Origin of the sequence: Pantanalinema rosaneae CENA516 (assembly GCF_050753385.1) — a bacterium.
In the GTDB taxonomy this organism is placed as follows: Bacteria; Cyanobacteriota; Cyanobacteriia; order Leptolyngbyales; family Leptolyngbyaceae; genus Pantanalinema; species Pantanalinema rosaneae.
Window position 1 is genome coordinate 129827 of record NZ_JBLZFZ010000013.1, and the last position, 17341, is coordinate 147167.

The following is a 17341-nucleotide window of genomic DNA, read 5'->3' on the forward strand; positions in this document are numbered from 1 at the left end:
TAACCGGCTTAAATGCCAACAATGAAAATTACTAATAATATTTAGTTTTTGTAGAAAATTGATCCGGTAAGCTGGACGATTGTAGATCTCCTTGAGAGGATGTTTTAAAAGTATCAAAACGATTGCACTAGCCCCCTAAATCCCCCAATTCTGGGGGACTTTGAATCCGGTTCCCCCCAGAATTGGGGGGTTAGGGGGGCAGTTCAGGTAACGATTGTGACTTTTCAAACGCCCTCTGAGGTTCTGACGGTAACGTAATGATCCAGTTGTCTCTGATGCTGTTACTTGATAACGGAGTGTCTAAACGATGAAGTTCTCAACCGCTTTTTGGACTGCGACTCTAGCGATCGCCTCTCTAGGGATTACGGTTGCTGCCAACGCTGACACGGTCAAGGCTCGGTGTGATGTTTATCCCAAGGGCAGCGATCGGGCGACCTCCTCTGGCTCCTGTACGTTTTCCCAACGGCAAGGAGCAGTCGGAATTCAACTACAAAATGGCAAACGCTATGATTTGCGTCCAGTCGGGAATCAACCGGGTAACTATCGCGATCAAAATGGTCGGGCAGCCTATCGGCAAGCTGGCCTGGGTGACAAAGGACAGATTTATCGTCTAGCGAACGAGTCTATTTTTGTTTATTGGGATGATAATTCTGATAACAATAATAATAACCAATCGACTTCTGGCAGTGCTTCGCCAACTCCAGTCACCAAAATGACGCAACGAAATGCCAACCAGATTGCCGCACAGATTACCGAAGGCGAATTTCGCTTCTCAGGCATTCTTAACCGGACATCTGGCAAAACCTTTATTGGTTCCGATAATCAGGTACGGGTGATTTACGATCGCGGGGCAGGTCGCGTCACCGTAATTAACAAAGTGACGGGAACGGAATTCTACAACTATCAGTTCACGGATGTAGACGAAGGCAAGTTGTAGCTGAAAGTTGTGTCTGCTGGGGGATGCTGATCTGCAACGGGGGGACGTTATGCGGCTACAGAGCTCTAGCGGCAACAAAATGTCGGAGATCTGGCTCTATCCCCTTGTAGAATCCATCATCCCGGATCACAAATTTACCGTTATGAAACCTTCCTCCGACCCACAGACTGCTGACTCCAAAGCATCGATCGCCAAAATTGGCGCTATTTCTCTGGCTGTATTAGCGCTGGTGATGGCAGTCACGAACCCGGATCAAAAGGCTTACGTTAAGTACATGTTTGATCACCGATTGCCGGGACTACAAAAACAAGTCTGTGCCGAATCTCCCGGTAATCGGCGTGAACAACCTGCCGAGATCAGAGAACTAATCCAGGTGATGTGTCAGGGCGGATTTTTACTCAGTCAAACGATCGGGCGGGGCTTACTGGAAGGGTTCATTGATTCCACTACCAAGCGCCAGAATTTTGGGCTGTTTAGCCTCTACACGACTGAAACTCCCGTAGGTCGCTTGAAAACGATCGCCATATTCAACCAATTTCTTACCTTTGAGGCGCGTCAGTAATCCAGCCTCACAGTTGGTCGCAAGCTCAATCGAAAGGGTATCCTATTGATCGGAATCAATAGGTAAATTTGCTTTATTGCGGTTGAGCTATGGCAGGACATAGTAAGTGGGCAAACATCAAGCGCCAAAAGGCTCGGGTGGATGCAGTCAAAGGGAAGGTGTTTACAAAAATCTCGCGGGAAATTATTGTGGCGGCTCGCAGTGGGGTGCCCGATCCTGCCGGAAATTTTCAACTCCGGACAGCGATCGAGAAAGCTAAGGCGGCGGGGATTCCCAACGACAATATCGATCGGGCGATCGCTAAAGGCGCAGGCAAACTGGGAGCCGATAACGCTGCTTTAGAAGCGATTCGGTATGAAGGGTATGGACCCGGTGGCGTAGCGATTTTGATCGAAGCCCTGACGGATAATCGCAATCGTACCGCCGCCGATCTACGGGCTGCCTTCAGCAAAAATGGGGGGAATTTAGGAGAAACGGGCTGTGTCGGCTGGATGTTCGACCAGAAAGGCAGTGTTGATGTCTGCCTCACTCCCACCAAGACCGGACGCGGAAGACGGGGAGAACCTGTCAACGAAGTCAGCGAAGAGGAACTGCTGGAAGCCTTTTTGGAAGGAGGCGCAGACACTTATGAGATGCTGGAAACGGAGGATGGTATGGTGGCTCAAGCTCTGACCGATCCCACCAATCTAGAACTGTTGAGCCAAACCCTCAAGGATAAGGGCTATAGCGTCACCCAAGTTGAACTGCGCTGGATTCCCAACAACACGATCGAGGTGAATGATCCCGATCAGGCTCGTAGCGTCCTCAAACTGATGGATGCCTTGGAAGATCTGGATGATGTCCAAAGTGTGACCGCGAACTTTGAGATGACCGATGAATTGATGACGCTCAGTGCCGCTTAAATAAAAACGGAGGAGTCTGAATGCCCCCATTCGACTCCCCCACGGATCTGTGCTCTACACAATTACTACGATACCGATTGTTACTGGGTTTCAACTCATCCGATCGACTCATCCATTTGGGTGAAATTGGTTGTTGAGGATACAATTTAGTAAATTGTTGACACTGGCAGACTTACTATGTTGGCAGTCAATATTCAAATTCAAAAAAGTGGCTCCGGCTATACTGCCTATAGTCCAGAAATTTCTGAGCTTCAGGTTCATGGTGAATCGCTCGATAGCGTGGTCAACGAAATCAAGGAGATCATTCGAGACTATCTAGAACACCCTGAGCAGCCAGCTTCCGATTCTACTGGACGATCGCTATTAGATTTATTTGCTGAAGTTACAGCGGATATGACTGAAGATGAAGTGGCTCAACTGCCTAAAGATGGAGCTGAACAACATGATCACTACATCTACGGCACACCCAAGCGCCTGTTATGAAGCAATTGTTCGCTGACACTTTTTATTGGATTGCTTCTATCAATCCAGGAGATGACTGGCACAAACAGGCGATCGCGCTTACAGCCACGTTGGATCAGGTGCAAATTGTCACTACGGATGAGGTGTTGACTGAAGTATTAACCTTTTTCGCAGGGCGTGGGATGAAAATGCGTCAGCGGGCAGTTCAACTGGTTAAAGGGATAATGAACAATCCAAAAATCTTAGTGCTTCAGCAGACGCGCGAGTCGTTTTTAGCGGGTGTACAGTTTTATGAAAGCCGCCCTGATAAGAAATATAGCTTACCAGACTGCATTTCTATGAACACGATGCGCCAACTCAATGTTCGTGATGTGCTGACCCACGACAAACACTTTATCCAAGAAGGATATGTGATTTTGCTGGGTGACAAATCTGGATATTAAATAATTCTGTTGCTAACGGATGAAACAAATGATGAGGGATCACCTGTTTCATCTGTTGCTTAAATTGATAACTAGACGCTCGCCAGTTGATAGGCGGCTCCTAATCCGGCACCCATTTCAGCAGGGGTAATCTTGCCATCGCCATCCGTATCGATCGCGTCGAATACCGCATCCGTGCCCATCCATTCTTCGCGGGTGATGAAGCCATCCCCATCTAAGTCATAGGCATGGAAGATGTCTTCGGCGGCATGACGGATGTAGTTTGCTCCGTCTAATTGGGCTAACCGCTTGGCGAGTAGGGTTTCCAGGGTTTCCAGAGCTTTGGTAAAACCTTGAATGCCCTCTGCCAGTTTTTCGGAGGACATGCGATCGGCGGCGTGCATCTGATCAAACGTGGCTTTGTCGATCGTAATTCGTTCAATTTCCATTGCTGCCGCTTTTGCCGGATCGAGTTTGCGGATTAATAGATCTTCACTAGCATGTAATTCTCCTAACAACTTGGGCGAAATTGTCAGCAAGTCACAACCTGCCAGTTCGCAAATCTCCTCCATGTTGCGGAAACTGGCACCCATGACTTCGGTTTTGTAGCCAAACTTTTTGTAGTAGTTGTAAATTCGGGTGACAGACTGAACCCCCGGATCTTCGGCACCGCTATAGTCCTGTCCGGTTTCTTTTTTGTACCAATCCAGAATCCGACCGACGAAAGGAGAAATCAGGGTGACTCCGGCTTCGGCACAGGCGATCGCTTGGTGAATCCCAAACAACAGCGTCAGGTTACAGTGAATCCCTTCTTTTTCTAAAACTTCAGCGGCTTTGATCCCTTCCCAGGTTGCCGCAATCTTGATCAGAATCCGTTCCCGCGCAATCCCCGCTTGCTCGTATTCCTTAATTAGATACCGGGCTTTGTTAATCGTGGCTTCCGTGTCGTAGGAGAGGCGGGCATCCACTTCGGTAGATACTCGCTTGGGGACGATTTCCAGAATTTTCTTGCCGAAGGAAACGGCTAAGCGATCGAAGGCTAATGTTGCCACTTCCTTGTCAGTTGCCCCGGAACCGGCATCGGCTCTGGCTTGTTTCAGCGTTTCATCCACAATCTCTTGATATTCCGGCATTTGGGCAGCGGCAGTAATCAAGGAGGGATTGGTGGTGGTATCGCGGGGTTTGAATTGCTCGATCGCTTGAATGTCTCCGGTATCGGCAACGACCACGGTCATGTCGCGGAGTTGTTCCAGTAATGTCGCCATAGTGCTGTCCTTGGATGCTGTGGTTGGTTAACGGGTGAGTCGCAGTGGGTTAGTCTCTGATGATCATGTCTAGAGATCTCTGGAAAAGTCAGGCTTTGATCCCCCTAGATCCCCCTTGCTAAGGCTACGGTGTACACACATCTCCTCAACTACCTCAAGATTCTGCATTTTGCCCCCCTAGCCCCCCAATTCTGGGGGTAATTAGAACTTTCAAAGTCCCCCAGAATTGGGGGATTTAGGGGGCGAGACAGGCTCAACCATCAAATAGATAACTTGTGTGTACACGGTAGCTTGCTAAGGGGGGGTGGGGGGATCTGATCCCTAAAACAAGCCGTCCTTCTTCGCCATTTCCAGCATCAGGTCGATCACCCGTTGGGAATAACCCCACTCGTTGTCGTACCAGGAAACGACTTTGAAGAAATTCGAGTTGAGTTGCATCCCCGCTTTGGCATCAAAAATGCTGGAGCGAGGATCAGACCGGAAATCCATCGACACCACTTCATCATCGGTATAACCCAAAATGTCCTTGAGTTCCCCCTCAGATGCCGCTTTCATCGCCTGACAAATTTCCTCGTAGCTGGTGGCTTTGGCGGTCTTAAAAGTCAGGTCAATGACTGAAACATCCGGTGTGCCGACCCGGAAAGCCATCCCAGTGAGTTTGCCCTTTAACTGCGGTAACACTAGGGCGACGGCTTTAGCCGCTCCTGTAGACGATGGGATGATGTTTTGGGACGCTCCCCGACCACCCCGCCAGTCTTTTTTACTGGGACCATCTACCGTTGGTTGAGTCGCGGTCATGGCGTGAACCGTCGTCATCAAGCCTTCGGCTAACCCAAAGGATTGATCCAACACTTTAGCGACGGGAGCCAAACAGTTCGTGGTACAGCTAGCGTTGGAGACGATCGTATCCTTGGCGGGATCAAAGTCATGATGATTCACGCCAACGACGAACGTGGGGACGCGATCGGGATCTTTGGTCGGAGCCGAAAGAATCACCCGCTTAGCCCCTGCCGTCAGATGCTTAGAAGCACCTTCATGGGTGGTGAACAGTCCGGTGGACTCTACTACATAATCAGTACCGTACTTGCTCCAGGGCAGTTCCTCTGGGTTACGGATGGCAAAGCAGGGAATAAACTTACCATCCACTTCAATCCCATCCGGTTTCGCCACGACTGAACCGTGATAGGTACCGTGGGTCGAATCGTATTTCAGCAGGTAAGCCAGGTTATCGGGGGGAACCAGATCATTAATGCCCACAAATTCAATTTGGGGGTTGGTGATCCCGGCGCGGAAGACTAACCGACCAATTCGACCAAATCCGTTGATACCGACTTTAATCGCCATGATGAAATCTCCTGTCAACGCGTGAATCTGTCACTGATCATTTGTCGTTCGTCAAGGTCATCTATCCCAAAGGTTACTTAAAGGCGGCACTGCCAATAAAGCGGGCTGATGTTCCCAGTTGCCGCTCGATCCGCATCAGTTGATTAAACTTTGCTACCCGTTCGCTGCGGCATCCCGATCCGGTTTTGATTTGACCGGAACCTGTGGCTACCACTAAATCCGCGATCGTCGTGTCCTCGGATTCTCCCGAACGGTGGGAGACAAAGCACTTATAGTTATGGCGGTTAGCGAGTTCGATCGTGTCGAGGGTTTCCGTTAATGTGCCAATCTGGTTGACTTTGATCAGAACGGCATTGGCAATTCCGGCGGCGATCCCTTCTGCCAGAATTTTCGAGTTGGTACAGAACAGGTCATCTCCTACCAGTTCCGTCGTGCCGCCGATCGTTTCGGTTAGCAGTTTCCACCCCTCCCAATCGTTTTCGCCCATGCCATCTTCGATCGAGACGATCGGGTATTGCCGCGTCCAGGATGCCCACAGATCCACCATTTCCTGAGAAGTCTTGGTTTCCTGAGTCGATTTGAAGAATAGATACTTGCCGTCCTTCCACATTTCGCTGGTGGCAGGATCAAGGCAAATCGAAATGTCGTCTCCCGGTTTATAACCGGCTTTGCTGATCGCCTCCAGAATCACCTCGACCGCTTCCTCATTCGACTTGAGGTTGGGCGCAAAGCCCCCTTCATCGCCCACGGCGGTACTGTAGCCCTTGCTATGCAGAATCGATTTCAGGGCATGAAAGGTTTCCACCCCCATGCGGATGGATTCCACAAAACTGGGCGCATTATGGGGGGCAATCATGAATTCCTGAAAATCCACGTTGTTATCGGCATGTTGCCCACCGTTGATTACGTTCAGGCAGGGAACGGGCAACATCGAGGCATTGCTGCCGCCTAAGTAGCGATAAAGCGGCTGTCCGAGGGAAATCGCGGCGGTACGAGCGACTGCCAGGGAGACAGCTAACATGGCATTCGCGCCCAGTTTGCCTTTATTGGCTGTGCCATCCAGTTCCAGCATCGTCAGGTCGATCGCCCGTTGATCGGTGACTTCCATACCAATCAATTCCGGGGCAATCACAGTATTGACATTTTCAACGGCTTTTAGCACACCTTTGCCGCCGTAGCGACTTTTATCGCCATCTCGCAGCTCGACCGCTTCCTTTTCCCCCGTAGACGCACCGGAGGGCACGATCGCCGACCCGATCGTCAGTTCATCTTCTAATAACACCGTAGCTTCAACAGTGGGATTCCCCCGCGAGTCCAGTACTTCTGCTGCTGTAATGTCTTGAATCCGCATGAGACTGATATTCCTCTAGGTCTGAATGAATTGAGTGAACCGGTACTTGTGAGTCAGAGGTGATCCCTAAACATCATGAATTAGCGGGCAGATACCTTCAGAGTGGCAGGCTGAGCGCGATCGCCCTGCACTATTACACCCCGTTGGTTGGCATCCAGATGGCGGACAATCCGATAGATCGTTTCAATCTGGTCTGCGGCTCCCGCTTTGGCGGCTAGCGTTGCCAGATCGAGCGGTTGCCCACTGGACTGGAGCGCTGCGACCACTTGCTTCTGCAATTCCAGCACCGACGCGGCCGCTTTCTTCCCTGCTTCTACCCCCGGTTGGTGATAGGCATTGATGTTGACCAGAGAGGCATACAGCCCCACAGCCCGTTCATAGAGAGCGATTAATGCACCCACGGTTCGCGGATTCACCTGGGGAATGGTAATGGTGATGGAACCCCGCTGATTTTCGTAGAGTGCCTGTCGGGTGCCTTGCAAAAAGCCAGACAGAAAATCGCCAGAAGTGGCTCCGGGTTCGATGTCGATCGAGGCTCCCTGCCGATCTTCCAGCACTTCAATGAAGGTGACAAAAAAGTTTAGCACTCCTTCCCGCAGTTGTTGTACATAGGCATGTTGGTCGGTTGAGCCTTTGTTACCATATACCGCGATCCCTTGATGGACGACGTTCCCATCCAGATCTTTTTCTTTTCCAAGAGATTCCATCACCAGTTGTTGTAGGTAACGGCTAAACAGCAACAAGCTGTCTTTATAGGGCAGGATCACCATATCCTTCTTGCCCTTGCCGTCGCCCTCAAAGTACCAGGCAAGGGCTAATAGGGCGGCAGGATTTTGTTTCAAGACAGGGACTCGGGTGGCGGCATCCATTTCCTTGGCACCCGCCAGCATCGCTTGAATGTCAATCCCTTGCAGCGAAGCCGCCAACAGCCCCACAGCCGACATTTCTGAAGTCCGTCCGCCCACCCAGTCCAGCATGGCAAAGGAAGCCAACCAGTTCTCCTGCTTCGCCACTTTGTCCATTTGGCTATCGGGCATGGTAATGGCGACCGCATGTTGGCTAAAGTTTAACCCCCGTTGGGTATAGGCATGTTTCACCTCGACCATGCCATTCCGGGTTTCAGGCGTGCCACCGGATTTACTGGTAATAATTACCAGAGTGCTATTAAGCCGATCGCCAATGGACTGGAGGGTGCGATCGATCCCGGTGGGATCACTGTTATCAATAAAATGAATTGCCAGGGGAGGATCGATCGGGGCTAAGGCTTCCGCCACAAATTGGGGACCTAACGCCGAGCCACCAATCCCCACCGAAAGAATATCGGTAAACTTAGGCGCGGTGGGAGGATGGATGTCTCCCGCATGAACTTGCTTTACAAACGTGGCAATGTGTTCCAGGGAGGCAAGAATCTCCTGCTTGAGAGCGTCGTTGGGAGCCAGATCGGGATCACGCAACCAGTAGTGACCCACCATCCGATCTTCATCCGGGTTGGCGATCGCGCCGCTTTCTAAAGCCGTCATTGCCTGAAACGCCTGGTCAAACTTCGGCTGCATAGCCGCGACGAACCCATCATCAAAGGGAATGCGACTGACATCCAGGTATAGCCCTAAGCCATTGTGGTAATAGAGCCAGTCTTGGTAGCGTTGCCAAAGTGCGGCGATATCCATCAGCTTATCCTCAAACGTCTTGAACCCGATTGCGTCTCAACAGGTTGCCGTAATCCATCATAAAGTTGAGCCTGGACTTTCCACGCTCAACCTTGCAATAAAATCATAGGGGTTACACAACCAGGCTCGCTTGATCATTCAAAATCATTTTGCTGACAATTTTGCCGTTTAGATTAATTTCGTAGGCGATCGGAACCCCCGTGGCTAACTCCAGGAGCGGAATTACCTCCTGACTCATGTGTTCTAGATTCATCAGGATCGATCGCAGGGAGTTGCCATGTGCCGCCACCAGCACATTTTCCCCAGCAATCACATGGGTCATAATCCGACTCTGAAAATAAGGGACAGTGCGGGCAACAGTATCCTCCAGACTTTCACCTCCCGGTGGACGAACGGAATAGGATCGTCGCCAGAGTGTAACCTGTTCTACCCCATATTTCGCAGCAGTTTTAGCTTTATTTAAACCCTGCAAGTCCCCATAAAACCGTTCATCCAGAGCCACGGAGGGAAAAACGGGAATCTCTTCCTGGGGATCACCCCTATGGGCATCCCACCCATGCCAGTCGGGATCATCGGCTGCATGGTGGATCACCGGACTTTTGCCATGCAGCCGGACCGCATCCGACTCGACTAGACAAATCATCGCGGTTTGGATTGCCCGGATTAACATGCTGGTGAAACAAACATCGATCGCGATCGACTTCAAGCGTTCCGCCGCCAGAGCCGCTTCTTTCAACCCTATATGACTCAGGGGCACATCGACCCAACCCGTAAATTTGTTTTCGGCATTCCAACAGCTTTGTCCGTGGCGAATCAAAATCAGTTTAGCCATAATCTAGGAACTGAGATGGATCAACCGCCAATCTTATCGCCTGCCTGCAAATCCGACCCGATACCCCAGAAAGATTAACGATTTGGTGCTTTAGAAATGCTATTGCTGAAAAGCTTTTTAGTTTGGCTAGTGTTTATCATGGCTGAAAGTTTGAATGGAACACTGCGAATCTTTTGGCTTGTGCCACTTCTAGGGAATAGTTGGGCACATCAAATTTCGTTTGTGACCGGAGCAATGTTAGTGGTGACCGTTGCTACCCTATTTATCCGTTGGCTCCATCCTACGCGAACCGCTCAACTGATGCAGATTGGCGGACTATGGCTGTTACTGACAATCCTGTTTGAAATTGGGTTGGGACGCTGGATCTTAGGGTATTCCTGGACACAAATCGCGGCTGACTATAATGTGCTGCAAGGTGGACTCATGCCCTTTGGCTTGCTATTGCTAATACTGGCTCCATTGCTGGCGACCAAACTCCGAGGGATTTCCCCCAAGGATGATCACGTTGCTTAAAGCCTCTGGAAATGGCGATCGCTCTCTAGAGGCAGCGATTCTACTTCTGCCCGATCGCAGCCGTCTCGGTAGGAACGGAGTGATTCTGGCAATATTGCCGCACGTCCACAAAGTTGGTGGGATTGGAATGGAGAAAGTCTTTTGTCCATTGGCAGCCTCGGGCGAGTAGTTTATCCAGATCCCCTTGAATTTTGAGTTCCCAGAGTAGTACCGTTTTGTCTTCGCTGGCCGTGGCAAGTAAGCTACCATCCTGGCTGAAGGCAACATCACTGACGCGATCGCGATGTCCTCGTAAGGTTGTAATTAGCTTGCCGTCACTGTGCCACAACTTCACAGTGTTGTCATGGCTAGCCGTGGCGATCCAGCGACCATCGGCACTAAAGTCTGCCGCCACAATGCCATCCTCATGACCTTGCAGGGTGGTGATTAATTGACCGGACTGCGTCCATAATTTAGCGGTGCCATCGTAACTTGCGGTTAATAGTCGCTGACCATCCGGACTGAAGGTGACACTATACACCCACCCTTGATGCCCTTTCAGTTCCGAGATTGGTTTTCCGCTCAGAGTCAGCAGTTTGACTGTATTATCCCAACCGGATACCGCTAGCAGACGATCGTCTGGACTAATCGCGATCGACAACAGTCCTCGTTTGAACTCCTGAAGTGTGCGAATCACTGTACCATCCCGCCGCCACAACCGCACCGTTTGATCGGCTCCAGTGGATGCCAGCAGTTGCCCATCCGGGCTATATTTCACTGAGTAAACGGGACCGGCATGACCCACCAGGGTTTGCAACACCTGTCCGGTTGCCACATTCCAGAGTTTGATCGTGTGGTCGGAACTGGCAGAGGCTAACGTTTTTCCATCCGGACTAAAACTGGTTGCCCAAACCACGGATTGATGCCCTTTCAGCACTCGCAATGGGTTACCCTGCTGATCCCACAACCGCACAGCGTTATCCGCCCCGGCAGAGGCAAGCATCCCAGTGGGTGAAAAACTGACACTGTAAACCCGCGCCCAATGATCCTGTAGGGTGGCTAACAACGGACGATTTAATGTCCAGAGGCGTACCAACCGATCGCCCCCCGCCGACACTAACATGCCGTCACTGGGACTAAAGTTCAGCGTCCGAATTTGAGCGGTATGTCCCGGCAGGATCGAAACCAATGTACCGTTTAATGTCCACAGGCGAATGGTTTTATCCCATCCTGCCGAAGCAATTCGCTTCCCATCCGGACTGAAACGGGCATCATGCACCAGGGTATTGTGTCCTTCGATCGTGCGAAGTGGGGTTCCATCACTCTGCCAGAGCCGAACGGTTTCATCCCAACTGGCAGATACCAATAATTTGCCATCTGGACTGTAATCAACACTGCGTACCTGAGCCGTATGACCGACTAAGGTTTTTAAGGGAGTCCCATCCCGATTCCACAGGCGAATGGTGCGATCGTCACTGGCTGTCGCGATCGTTTGTCCATCTGGACTAAAGGTGACTGCCCGCACCGGGGCATTATGTCCTTCCAGGGTTTTCAGGAGCTTGCCATCCCGACTCCATAACCGCACTAGACTATCTTCACTCGCTGTGGCGATCGTGGAACTATCGGGAGAAATCGCGACTCCGACGACCGGGGCAGGCTGTTGACCCAGGGGAATCCGTTGGGATCCGGACAATTGGATTAATGTTGCCTGTCCGGTTGCCCCTTTTGTATTCGCACCCCCCATCACCAAATATTGATTGTCTGGTGAAATGGCGACGGCTAACACGGGTTCCTGATTGGTACTACTAATTTTTTGGATTAATGTTCCATCGCGTTGCCAAAGTTTGACGCTACCATCGGCACTGGCAGAGGCAATTGTTTGCCCATCTGGACTGACACTAACTGACCAGATAATGCCACCGTGGGAGCCTAAACGCTGGTTCTCCTGTACCCAAAACACGGCTTGTTGTAAGGCGGTTAACACCGCCGGTTGCAGGTCAGTGTTGACCATTTGATATTGCTTCAGCTTAATGCCAGTTTGCATCGCTTCGAGTAATGCTTCAAACGATCGCCCGGATTGAAACATGGAATCGGAGGTTTTAGTTTGAGCCAGAATCTCCTCCTGGTTGGCTTTGCGTTGAAGTTGGGTGGCTTCTTGGTATTGTTGAAAGGCAGTTAATCCTAAGCCGATCGCCACGCAGGAAATGCCACTGACGAGAGCTAATCCGACTCGTTGTAATCTTACGGTGGCTCGTTGCCGCTTACTTTCCGAATCACTGGAAGCAGTGACGTAATCCTGTTGTAATCGAGTCGGTTCTGGTTTCTTATTTCTGCCTTCCAACAACCAATCACAGGTTTCACCCAGCACATTGCCGCGTAATAGTAATCCATCATCTCGACCTTTATGTTCCCACTCCAGCGATCGCATCAGCAACCAGGTATGAGTTTTTAAGTAATCTGGATCGGTGTCTAAGGTTCTGAGTAAAACACTAAAGCTGGCATCAAAGTTATTATTACTTTGACTAAAGTCAATCCATTGCACACTGGCAAGTTCAGGATGCAGATGACTGGGATCTGTGGGGTGTGCCAGTATGGTAATGAGCCGTTTGTTCAGTTTAACCGCATACTCGACTTCACCAGAACAGTAGGGAGACGCGATCGAGCTAGGAGAGATGACAAACAGGAAATGGTTGGCACTCTCAATGCCACGATAAATTTCCTGCTGAAAATCGGTGCTTCCGGCAGCAATACTTTCCTGATCAAACCAGGTGGTTTTGCCCTGAATTTGCAGCGCATCATTTAACCGACGGGCAAAATCGGCATCTTTGCGGGAGTAGGAAACAAACACATCTAGAGCTACCCCAACAGGCTGACGTAGACTCTCCTCGATAAACTGTTCAATTAACGACAGGGGACGATGTTGATCGCGGTGTCGTCCAACCTTTAACCAAGCTTCCGCATGACGCAGATTGTAGCCCCGGAGCAAAATACAGGGATTTTGATGTTGTCGTTCCCACTTCAGAGCTTTACACAGCAGCATTTTGTATTCTGCATAGTAATCAGCATCGTGATTGAGGATTTTGATCAGCTTGGCAATATCGCGATCGTACTGTTCCTGAGTCGTGTTATCCGCGAAATTGATAAATTGCAAACTCCGCAGTTGCTCGGGAATTTGCTCTAAATCCGTTGGTCGCATTAATAACGGAATAATCCGTTTATTCAAACTCAGAGCATAATCAATTTCCTGCTGGCAATATTTAGACTCTAAGGAATCTAAAGAAATCAGGTAAACAATATTATCCGCTTCTTCAATGCCGCGATTAATCACCTGCTGGAAATCAGCCCCAGTTTTAATATCCGTTTTGCTGACCCAAACGGTGATACTCTCACGCATTAAACTATGGCGAACCTGCTCCATTACCTTTCGATCCTGAGTAGACCAGGATAGAAATACCTGAGTCATCAGGTTATTGGCATTTTTAGTGCTTTCTGTAATGTATTCACAGTGCAAAGCCGTTGGTAGACAAGGGGGCTGAGTCTGTTTAAACCGGAGTTTTAGCCAGTCTTCCGCCTGATGTCGTTCTTCACCCACTAGCAGGAGCGGTGTTTCGCGGTGCAGCCGATCCCATTCCAGGGCTTTCGCCAGGAAATAGGTGTGTTGTCGGACATAGGTACGATCGCGCTCCATCAAAGTCATTAAGCTAGCCAACGCCTGTTGGAAGTCATCCATGCCCTCCCGACAATATACCCAATTGATCTTGGCGATTTCTGGATGCATATTTGGGAAACTGGAATGTAACCCCTTTTCTCGATAGGTTTGCCATTCCTCATCAGTACCATGGGGAAATCGCTGTTGCCAGGTGTCGCGACTGATCTGCTCCACATGCAGAATCGGAATAATTCGCTTATGCCGTTTGAGCGCTAGTTCGATTTCCAGGCGGCAGTAGGGAGAATTGATCGAGTGGGGCGCAATGATGAACAGAAAGTTATCCGCTTTTTCAATCCCATCATCAATTTGTTTTTGATAATCCACTCCTAACGGAATGTCATCAAAATCAAACCAAACTTCTAATCCCTGTTCGATTAAACAATTGTTCAGCTTTTGAGCAAAAGCTTTACTATCTGCCCGACCATACGAGATAAACGCATCCTGAAATTGATTCATGACCAATCTGCCACTGCAAATAACTTGACTGAAGGAAACGACAATTCGACTAAGTAGGTGAATTAATAAGGAGAAACCAGTGATCTGGAATCGTCGATCGCGTTAACAATTCAATACCCGCTTGGCAGCTTGGAGATAATGTTCTCGGTCTTCTAACCCGTTGTATCCCCCGTTGATAATGCGGGTGATTTCTCTCAAGTTATCTTGATCAGCAAGGGGATTTAACTGGTTTTTATCCCAAAACCAACCGGCTGCCAGCACAGCATAGGGAGACTGAGCGACCAATGTTGGTTGAGCGATAAAATCTACATTCATCGCCTTAGAAAATGCTGCATAGTTGGAGCGTCCGGTGAGTTGAATTAGTCCTCTTCCTTTGAAGCGCACTCCATCTCCAGGCTGGGTGTTGCCCAGATCATCTCGCCACTCGTAGTCTTCCCCCGAGGCATATTCTTCCATCGCATTAAAGCAATCGGATTCATGCGCCACCTGAGCAATGAAATGAGCCATCCGGAGCGGGGTGTTGATCTGATACCGTTCCAGCGTTTGGTTGACCCCAGCAACAAGTTCACGCAGCCGATCGCGGGGAGCATTGGCTCCAGCAATTTGAATTAACTGATCTGCTGTTAGCAAATTTGCCATATTTTGGGTAATTGCCAGCAAGTTTTTCAACTTGTTCGGTACATTTCCCGGTGTGGTAATCAGGTTGGGAGCGGACTGTCCGGTAGCCGCAGTCGGTTGATGGCCCGGTTTGGCAATAAAGTGAACCCAGAATTGCCCATCACTCATACAGGTACGCTGCATCATGGCGTAATCGTAGATTACAGCTTTACCTTTTTCGGGATTACTATCGTCGTTGCGATCGTAGCCTGCCTCTGTCCACTTGCCGTAAGGATCGTGGACAATGAAGCCCTGGGTGTTATAGCCGACGATCGTCACAATATGACCGGAACTGGTGAAGTACCCGTGGGTGACACAGGGATTCCCCTGCGCTAACCATTGTTTCACTTGATCGACCGTGGCACTAGTTGTGAAGTTATCCTTACAGCCATAGCCTTCTACCGCTTGAGCGAGGGCCTCTGGCACATGGCGATCGAGTCCCCTTGCTTCCAGCCAATCCTGGAGTTCATCCTCAAACTGCTTACTCGCATTAGTCTGTTGCACTCCCAAATACTTCAAACACATGGCAATGCTAGTGACATTGCAACTGCCAAATGGATTTTGGGTGTTATCTACCTGAGATAGATAGGGGACTGGTAGTTGCACAGTACCGTTTTGGGCGATCGCATTTGGCGAAGCTGTTGCCGTTGCTGTCGCGGCTGGTGTTGTAGCGGTTGGAGTAGTTATTGGTAGAGAAATTGGCTGTCCATTCTGCCCCAGAATCTCAATATGGGGCACATACACATACCAAATATGGCGCTGTTCGGTTCCCAATCCTTGCGTCAGGGTGACATAAAGATGATTGTTGCCACCCTCTTGATACGCCTGTAACCCAAATATACTGCCGCTAGGCACCGAAAATTTGTGTAGTTCCGGCAGTGCCTCAGAGGGCTGGGGACTGAGCTTAAAGACGGTATTTTGTCGTGTACGCAGCATTCCGGCTGCCCCGATCGTTGGCATTGCTACAGGCGCGGTCATGCCCCCCATTCCTGGCTGGGTTGGGGCAACTAACATGGCAGTTCCAGTGTTAGCCGTAGGCATATATCCGGGTGCGGTCGCGCCCATTGCCATCCCATTAGGAACATAGCTGCCTGCACTGACTGAAGCACCTGCTGTGGCATACATGGCTCCGGTAGGTCGCGGTGGCTCGGGTTGAGCAAACAACGTTTTATCCTTTGTCACCGTTTGGGCGGCTTCCAGATATTGCTCGATCTGCTGCTCTTGTTGAGCTTGCTGCTTAATTAAGTCGGAAATGTAGTTCTGGACATCCTGTTTAATAATGTTCTCCACACGGCTAGCAAACAGGGGATAGCCAGTGATATGGGTTTTGCTGCTTTCATAGGAGCCGCTTAATTGCAGATATTGCCAGCCCTCCGCTTTCAGATCTTCTGCCATCTGCCGATAATCTCGCCAACGATCGCCAAACCGACAGAACTCTTCGATCGCGGCACTGACGGCAATCACCTGGCTTAAGGCAAAGGGCAGGTAAGGAAACACTGTCCGCAGCACTGGATTGTTTTTGCCAATCTCAAAGTTGATTCCCACTAGGGCAGGCAGAATTACCCCACCAATAATCGTAGTCAGGCGTAACCGATAATGCCACTGCCGACATTCCGCCGATTTTTTGTCCGCCCAAACGGTTTGATCGAGCCAACGTTGCTTTAAAGACTGCTTGTACAAGTCTGGGAGTTGCAACTGCTCAACCAGTTCACCCAGTTCCTGTCGCAAGTAATCGTAGTAAGTCTTTTGCTTTGCCATGATGGGACACCCTGTAAGATTGAATGCTGAGGCGATTGAAACAATGGACGACGGAAACGAATAGAGATTAATGCGATTAATGCAGGATTAGCGCAGCAAGCGATAGATTGTGCTGGAGCCACCATACGACCCATCAAAATCGCGATCGGATTCCCAAACGAAGCAGGCCCGCGAGGATGAGTTCGACAACACCCGGCTACAGCCATCGGCTAGACCAATGCCAATGTGAGCTTCTCCGCAGGCAATCACCAGATCACCTGCCCGAGCGTCTGAGGGAGAAACCAACTGCCCCCGTCCTTGTTTCAGGGCATCGAGCAGGGACGGCACATAATTCGGATTTTCCCCCAGAGGTGCAATCCCCGCCTGCTGCAATACCTTGTTTACCGTCCAGGCACAGGCATTGTTGCCACCATCGGGACCTTCGGCGGTAGACATGCCTCGCAAATGATTAGCGGCAGCGACGATCGCGGCATTTAAATCGGTGGTTGGGGGAGAAGGGGGTAGGGCTGTCTCTTATACACATCT

The 17341-nt window shown here is 50.2% G+C and carries 14 protein-coding genes; 6 read left to right on the plus strand and 8 right to left on the minus strand.

The window, feature by feature from the left end:
* Positions 1-307: 307 nt before the first annotated feature.
* From ACN4EK_RS10240 to ACN4EK_RS10260, 5 genes are all read left to right on the plus strand, one after another.
* Positions 308-937 (plus strand): hypothetical protein, encoded by a 630-nt coding sequence (locus ACN4EK_RS10240; protein WP_431657757.1) that lies wholly within the window; start codon positions 308-310, stop codon positions 935-937.
* A gap of 142 nt (positions 938-1079) precedes the next feature.
* The gene (locus ACN4EK_RS10245; protein WP_431657758.1) at positions 1080-1499 is read left to right on the plus strand and encodes a DUF4359 domain-containing protein; all 420 of its coding nucleotides are present in this window, start codon (positions 1080-1082) and stop codon (positions 1497-1499) included.
* Between the two features lie 89 nt (positions 1500-1588).
* A complete protein-coding gene (locus ACN4EK_RS10250) occupies positions 1589-2401 on the plus strand; it encodes a YebC/PmpR family DNA-binding transcriptional regulator (RefSeq protein ID WP_431657759.1) in 813 nt (270 codons plus the stop codon).
* Between the two features lie 177 nt (positions 2402-2578).
* Positions 2579-2884, plus strand: coding sequence for a type II toxin-antitoxin system HicB family antitoxin (locus ACN4EK_RS10255; RefSeq protein WP_431657760.1), 306 nt, complete (start codon positions 2579-2581; stop codon positions 2882-2884).
* On the plus strand, positions 2881-3306 hold the full coding sequence (locus tag ACN4EK_RS10260; RefSeq protein ID WP_431657761.1) for a type II toxin-antitoxin system VapC family toxin: 426 nt from the start codon (positions 2881-2883) through the stop codon (positions 3304-3306). The genes ACN4EK_RS10255 and ACN4EK_RS10260 overlap by 4 nt, the downstream gene beginning before the upstream one ends.
* Before the next feature lie 71 nt (positions 3307-3377).
* Here ACN4EK_RS10260 and ACN4EK_RS10265 read toward each other — a convergent pair whose 3' ends face one another.
* The 5 genes from ACN4EK_RS10265 to ACN4EK_RS10285 form a co-directional block, all read right to left on the minus strand.
* A complete protein-coding gene (locus tag ACN4EK_RS10265) occupies positions 3378-4550 on the minus strand; it encodes a transaldolase (protein WP_431657762.1) in 1173 nt (390 codons plus the stop codon).
* Positions 4551-4871: 321 nt separating this feature from the next.
* Complete coding sequence (gene gap / locus ACN4EK_RS10270; RefSeq protein ID WP_431657763.1) at positions 4872-5894, minus strand: type I glyceraldehyde-3-phosphate dehydrogenase; 1023 nt, start codon at positions 5892-5894, stop codon at positions 4872-4874.
* 73 nt (positions 5895-5967) lie between these two features.
* Positions 5968-7245: a phosphopyruvate hydratase gene (gene eno, locus ACN4EK_RS10275; protein WP_431657764.1), complete on the minus strand. Its 1278-nt coding sequence runs from the start codon at positions 7243-7245 to the stop codon at positions 5968-5970.
* Between the two features lie 80 nt (positions 7246-7325).
* Positions 7326-8912 carry a glucose-6-phosphate isomerase gene (locus tag ACN4EK_RS10280; RefSeq protein ID WP_431657765.1) on the minus strand — a complete coding sequence of 529 codons (1587 nt, stop codon included), beginning with the start codon at positions 8910-8912 and terminating at the stop codon, positions 7326-7328.
* A gap of 112 nt (positions 8913-9024) precedes the next feature.
* Entirely contained in the window at positions 9025-9744 is a 720-nt protein-coding gene (locus ACN4EK_RS10285; RefSeq protein WP_431657766.1) for a 2,3-bisphosphoglycerate-dependent phosphoglycerate mutase, read from the minus strand.
* Positions 9745-9840: 96 nt separating this feature from the next.
* Between ACN4EK_RS10285 and ACN4EK_RS10290 the strand changes: the two genes are divergently transcribed.
* Positions 9841-10257 (plus strand): hypothetical protein, encoded by a 417-nt coding sequence (locus ACN4EK_RS10290; protein WP_431657767.1) that lies wholly within the window; start codon positions 9841-9843, stop codon positions 10255-10257.
* A gap of 40 nt (positions 10258-10297) precedes the next feature.
* Here ACN4EK_RS10290 and ACN4EK_RS10295 read toward each other — a convergent pair whose 3' ends face one another.
* The 3 genes from ACN4EK_RS10295 to ACN4EK_RS10305 all read right to left on the minus strand — a co-directional run bounded on the left by ACN4EK_RS10295 (position 10298) and on the right by ACN4EK_RS10305 (position 17251).
* Positions 10298-14401, minus strand: a complete 4104-nt coding sequence (locus tag ACN4EK_RS10295) for a TIR domain-containing protein (RefSeq protein WP_431657768.1) — start codon at positions 14399-14401, stop codon at positions 10298-10300.
* Between the two features lie 102 nt (positions 14402-14503).
* Entirely contained in the window at positions 14504-16816 is a 2313-nt protein-coding gene (locus ACN4EK_RS10300; RefSeq protein WP_431657769.1) for a DUF4231 domain-containing protein, read from the minus strand.
* Between the two features lie 87 nt (positions 16817-16903).
* Positions 16904-17251: a hypothetical protein gene (locus ACN4EK_RS10305; protein ID WP_431657770.1), complete on the minus strand. Its 348-nt coding sequence runs from the start codon at positions 17249-17251 to the stop codon at positions 16904-16906.
* Positions 17252-17341: the final 90 nt, after the last annotated feature.